This window comes from Marinobacter sp., from assembly GCF_014859525.1.
Taxonomy (GTDB): Bacteria; Pseudomonadota; Gammaproteobacteria; order Pseudomonadales; family Oleiphilaceae; genus Marinobacter.
This window is the reverse complement of record NZ_JACUUB010000135.1, coordinates 1-4145: the sequence shown is the minus strand read 5'-3', so window position 1 is coordinate 4145 and position 4145 is coordinate 1. Positions and strand designations below refer to the sequence as shown.

Here is a 4145-nt window from a genome sequence, read left to right as displayed (position 1 = left end):
CCCGGGCCGCCGAATCAAGATATGCCTTCATCTGCTTTTCTATCGCCCTGGCCGCCTGGCCCAGTTCGGGCAACCCAAATGTCCCCGCAGAGCCCGCCATCCTGTGCAACAGCTGATAACACTTTTCCAGCTCCGACTTCGGCAGCTGGTGCTGATCAATCAAACGCGCAAATCCTGACAGCGTTTCAATGTCGCCCCGGGCGCGCTCAAAAAACCGTTCCCGCAGCAGCCTCAGACGTTCCTGCAACTGATCAACCGCTATACTGGTCAAAAGGCATTCCTCACTATTTTATCCACAGCATCTGATGCAATATCCTCATATAAGCACTTTTTATTGACGACAGCCATTCGTATAAGGGTCTTTCTTGCGAACTTTAAGCCTCAACACCCGTATTGTCCTGATTGCCAGCTCCAGCATTGTCATCAGCGTAGCTCTGATTCTTTTTATTGCCTACGACAGACTGCTTCGCGATTTTGAGCAGGTACTTAAGGAGCGCCAGGCGCTGCAAGCATCGGCGGTAGCCGGTTTGGTAAACCAAGAGCTGACCATACGCCTGAATGCACTGGATGCCTTTGCCAGCGTGCTGACTGACGGCGACAATCTGTTGCCCCTGCCGCAACTTGAAATGATACTTGGGCGCCAACCCGCGCTGGAAAAGCTGTTCAGCGGCGGACTGGTTATTTTTGATGACCAGAGCGTCGCCCTCGCCGAAAATCGTTTTATCCCCCGGCGGCTGGGCACCTCCTACGCTGATCGCCCACATTTCAAACAGGCAGTACAATCTCGCACGCCAGTTGTCAGCCGGCCCATTATTGGGCGAACAACAAACTTGCCACTGCTGTCGTTTCTCGCTCCGATTGAAAGTGATGACGGCGACTTGCTCGGACTGGCCGGCGGCACCATCAACCTGGCAGAGTCCGGCATTCTTCCCGCAAAGCTCAAGGCCGAAGAGGGCACTATTCTCAATGTGTTGGATACCGGAAACTTTATTCAGGTGGATGCCCTGCAAAGGGACCAGCCAGCACCCGATCTTCCAAACCCCGGCGAAGACCCTCTGATCGACGCGGCCTTATCCGGCGTCCCGTTCGGCGTGGTCACAGATCGTTCCGGGCAACGCTGGATTTACAGCACCCGACCTCTGGATCGACTCGGCTGGTTATTCCTGAGCGCGGCTCCCTACGAGCAAGCAATCCAGCCCGCAAGAGCTTCATTCCGCAGCTTTCTATGGATCAGCTTATTGACCATGTTTCCGCTGCTGCTCATGACTTATGTTGTGTCCATGGCCGCCACACGTCAACTTGGCGACATGTCCCGAAAAATCAAAAAAATGGCGGCAGACACCACATCGACTCAACGTTTGAACGCCAAAGGCCCGTCAGAAACCCGCAATCTGGCCAACGCGTTCAATACATTAATGGAAGAGCGAGAAGCGCTGGACCGGTTGAAAAACCAGTTTGTGTCCAACGTCAGTCATGAGCTGCGCACACCACTGACATCGATCAACGGCTCACTGAAGCTCCTGCAATCCGGCTCCGCCGGCGAGTTACCGCCTAAAGCTTCCGCCATGGTTGAACTGGCGTTGCGTAACGGTATTCAACTTCAGACATTAATTACCGACCTTCTGGACTTCGAAAAGGCGGTCGCCGGCAAGCTCAGCGTCCAGATGCGCAACATCGATCTGGTTGAAGCCATTGAGACCGCCTGTGCGGCCAACCAGCCGATGGCAAAACACTACTCTGTCAACCTTGTCAGCGGGATCGATGACAGCAAGCTCAAAGTGTTTGCAGATCCGGCCCGGCTGCGCCAGGTGCTTGATAACTATATCAGCAACGGCATCAAATACTCTCCCAAAGGTGGCGTTGTGACCGTCAGCGCAAACGCCACAGCCTCCGGCGCTGTACGCATAACGGTTTCAGATCAGGGTGACGGTGTTCCCGAACACTTCCTGCCCCAGTTATTCCAACGCTTTTCCCAGGCAGAAACAGGTTCAAACCGGGCCAAAGCCGGCACCGGGCTGGGGCTGGCCATCTGCAGAGAACTTGCCCACCTGATGTCTGGAGAGGTGGGCTATCATTACTCCAACGGCGCCCATTTCTGGCTGGAGCTTCCTGAAACAGATCATCAAAGCAAGGACCATTATGAAAACGCCTGACCAGCCTGACAATGAAACGTTGCGGCTGTCTGCTCTGGAGGCTGCACAGCTTCTGGATACGCCTCCGGAGGAGCGATTTGATCGCATTACCCGGCTGGCAGCCCGGACCTTTGGGGTGCCGATTTGCCTGGTGTCGCTGATTGACAAGGATCGACAGTGGTTCAAATCCTGCTATGGCCTTGGAGCGAGCGAGACTTCGCGCGATATTTCCTTCTGCGGCCATGCCATTCTCGGCGCTGGTATCTTTGTGGTTGAAAACGCATTGCAGGACGACCGATTTGCAGACAACCCCCTGGTTACCGGTGAGCCCAATATCCGCTTCTATGCCGGCGCTCCACTGGAAGACCGGAATGGTTTTCGCCTTGGCACCTTGTGCCTGATCGACAGCAAGCCGAGAACCTTTTCCAGCGACGATCAACAGACGCTGCGCGACTTTGCTGACCTGGTCGAGCGGGAATTTCGGCATCAGGAGCTTGGAGCTTATTACGCCGAACGAACTCAGGCACTGAATATCCTGAATGACATTTCTCTGGATTCCAGTGGCGGCGTCTCTGAGCGAATCGAGCGCGCGCTGGCGATTGCCTCTCAGTATCTCAAGTTGGAAAGCGCCATTGTCAGCAATATTACCGGCGGCGTTTACACGGTTCTCTGGCACCACGAGCGGCATCCAACGTCTCTGGAAAACGGCATCACATTCCCGCTGGAGCAGACCTACTGCTCACTCCTGGCGGCCCAGGGTAGTGTTCTTGCCATCGACCATATGGCGCGGTCCCGCTACAGCAAGCACGTCTGTTACCGGCAATTCCGGCTCGAGAGTTATCTGGCCGCACCGGTGTGGATTGATGATGAACTGTTCGGCACGGTGAACTTCTCCTCGACCATTCCCCGTCGCCCGGCATTTACGGAAACGGAAAAGACATTCGTCAACCTTCTTGGTCGATGGATTGCCGACATCATTCAGCAGCAAAGGCACACAGAAGTACTCGACAAACTGGTCGATAACGCGCCTGGCATGCTCTATCAATACCGCCGGTGGCCCGACGGCCATAGTGCCTTTCCCTACGCCAGCAAAGGTATTCAATCAATTTATCAGGTGACCGCACAACAAGTAAGCGAGGATGCCTCGCCGGCTTTCAAACTTATTCACCCGGATGACCAGGCGATTGTCGCCGATTCGATCCTGTCATCGGCAGATAATTTAACCCCATGGACACAGAAATATCGTGTTCGCTGGCAAGACGATAGCTGGCACTGGGTAGAAGGCACCGCACGGCCTGAGCAATTGCCCGATGGCAGCGTGCTATGGCACGGATACATCGTAGACATCGATGAGCGCCACAAAATCGAGGAAATGAAGAGCCAGTTTATTTCCACGGTTAGCCACGAGCTTCGCACACCGCTGACCTCAATCGCCGGCTCTCTGGGCCTTATCAACAGTGGCTCTCTGGGCAGCTTGCCCGATAAAGCTCAACAGATGGTGTCTATTGCCCTCAGAAACACCGAGCAACTCAAACATCTGATCAATGACTTGCTTGATATCGAAAAACTGGTATCGGGGCAAATGTCGGTACACCCAGCCAAACAGGCAGTCGCCCCGGTGATCGAAGAATCGGTCCAGCGCCTGGTCCCTTACCTGGAAAGCCAACGAATACAGGTTATCTACCCGCAGGTTAACCCGGACGTAATGGCCTGGTTCGACCCGCAACGACTCAGCCAGGCGCTGAACAATCTGCTCTCGAACGCTGCCAAATTTTCAAGTGAGGGTGCCAGCGTAGAGATCTCTACCAAACTGTTTCCTGAGCACCTCAGAATTTTGGTCACAGACCAGGGCACGGGCATTCCCGAGAGCTTTCGATCTCGGATCTTCCAGAAATTTGCCCAGGCTGATAGTTCAAGTACAAGGGGCAAACAGGGCACCGGGCTTGGGCTGGCGATTACCCGGGAGATCATGACCCAGATGGGAGGCGCTGTTGACTTTGAATCCACGGAGGG

The 4145-nt window shown here is 54.8% G+C and carries 3 protein-coding genes; 2 read left to right on the top strand and 1 reads right to left on the bottom strand.

Features of this window, described 5'->3' with window-relative positions:
* Nucleotides 1–271: Hpt domain-containing protein (locus IBX51_RS14535; protein WP_291832026.1), on the bottom strand; the 271-nt coding region annotated here is incomplete at its 3' end.
* 94 nt (nucleotides 272–365) lie between these two features.
* Here IBX51_RS14535 and IBX51_RS14530 point away from each other — a divergent pair.
* Nucleotides 366–2153, top strand: coding sequence for an ATP-binding protein (locus IBX51_RS14530; RefSeq protein WP_291832025.1), 1788 nt, complete (start codon nucleotides 366–368; stop codon nucleotides 2151–2153).
* On the top strand, nucleotides 2140–4145 hold a 2006-nt coding region (locus tag IBX51_RS14525; RefSeq protein WP_291832023.1), incomplete at its 3' end, for a GAF domain-containing protein. The genes IBX51_RS14530 and IBX51_RS14525, both read left to right, overlap by 14 nt.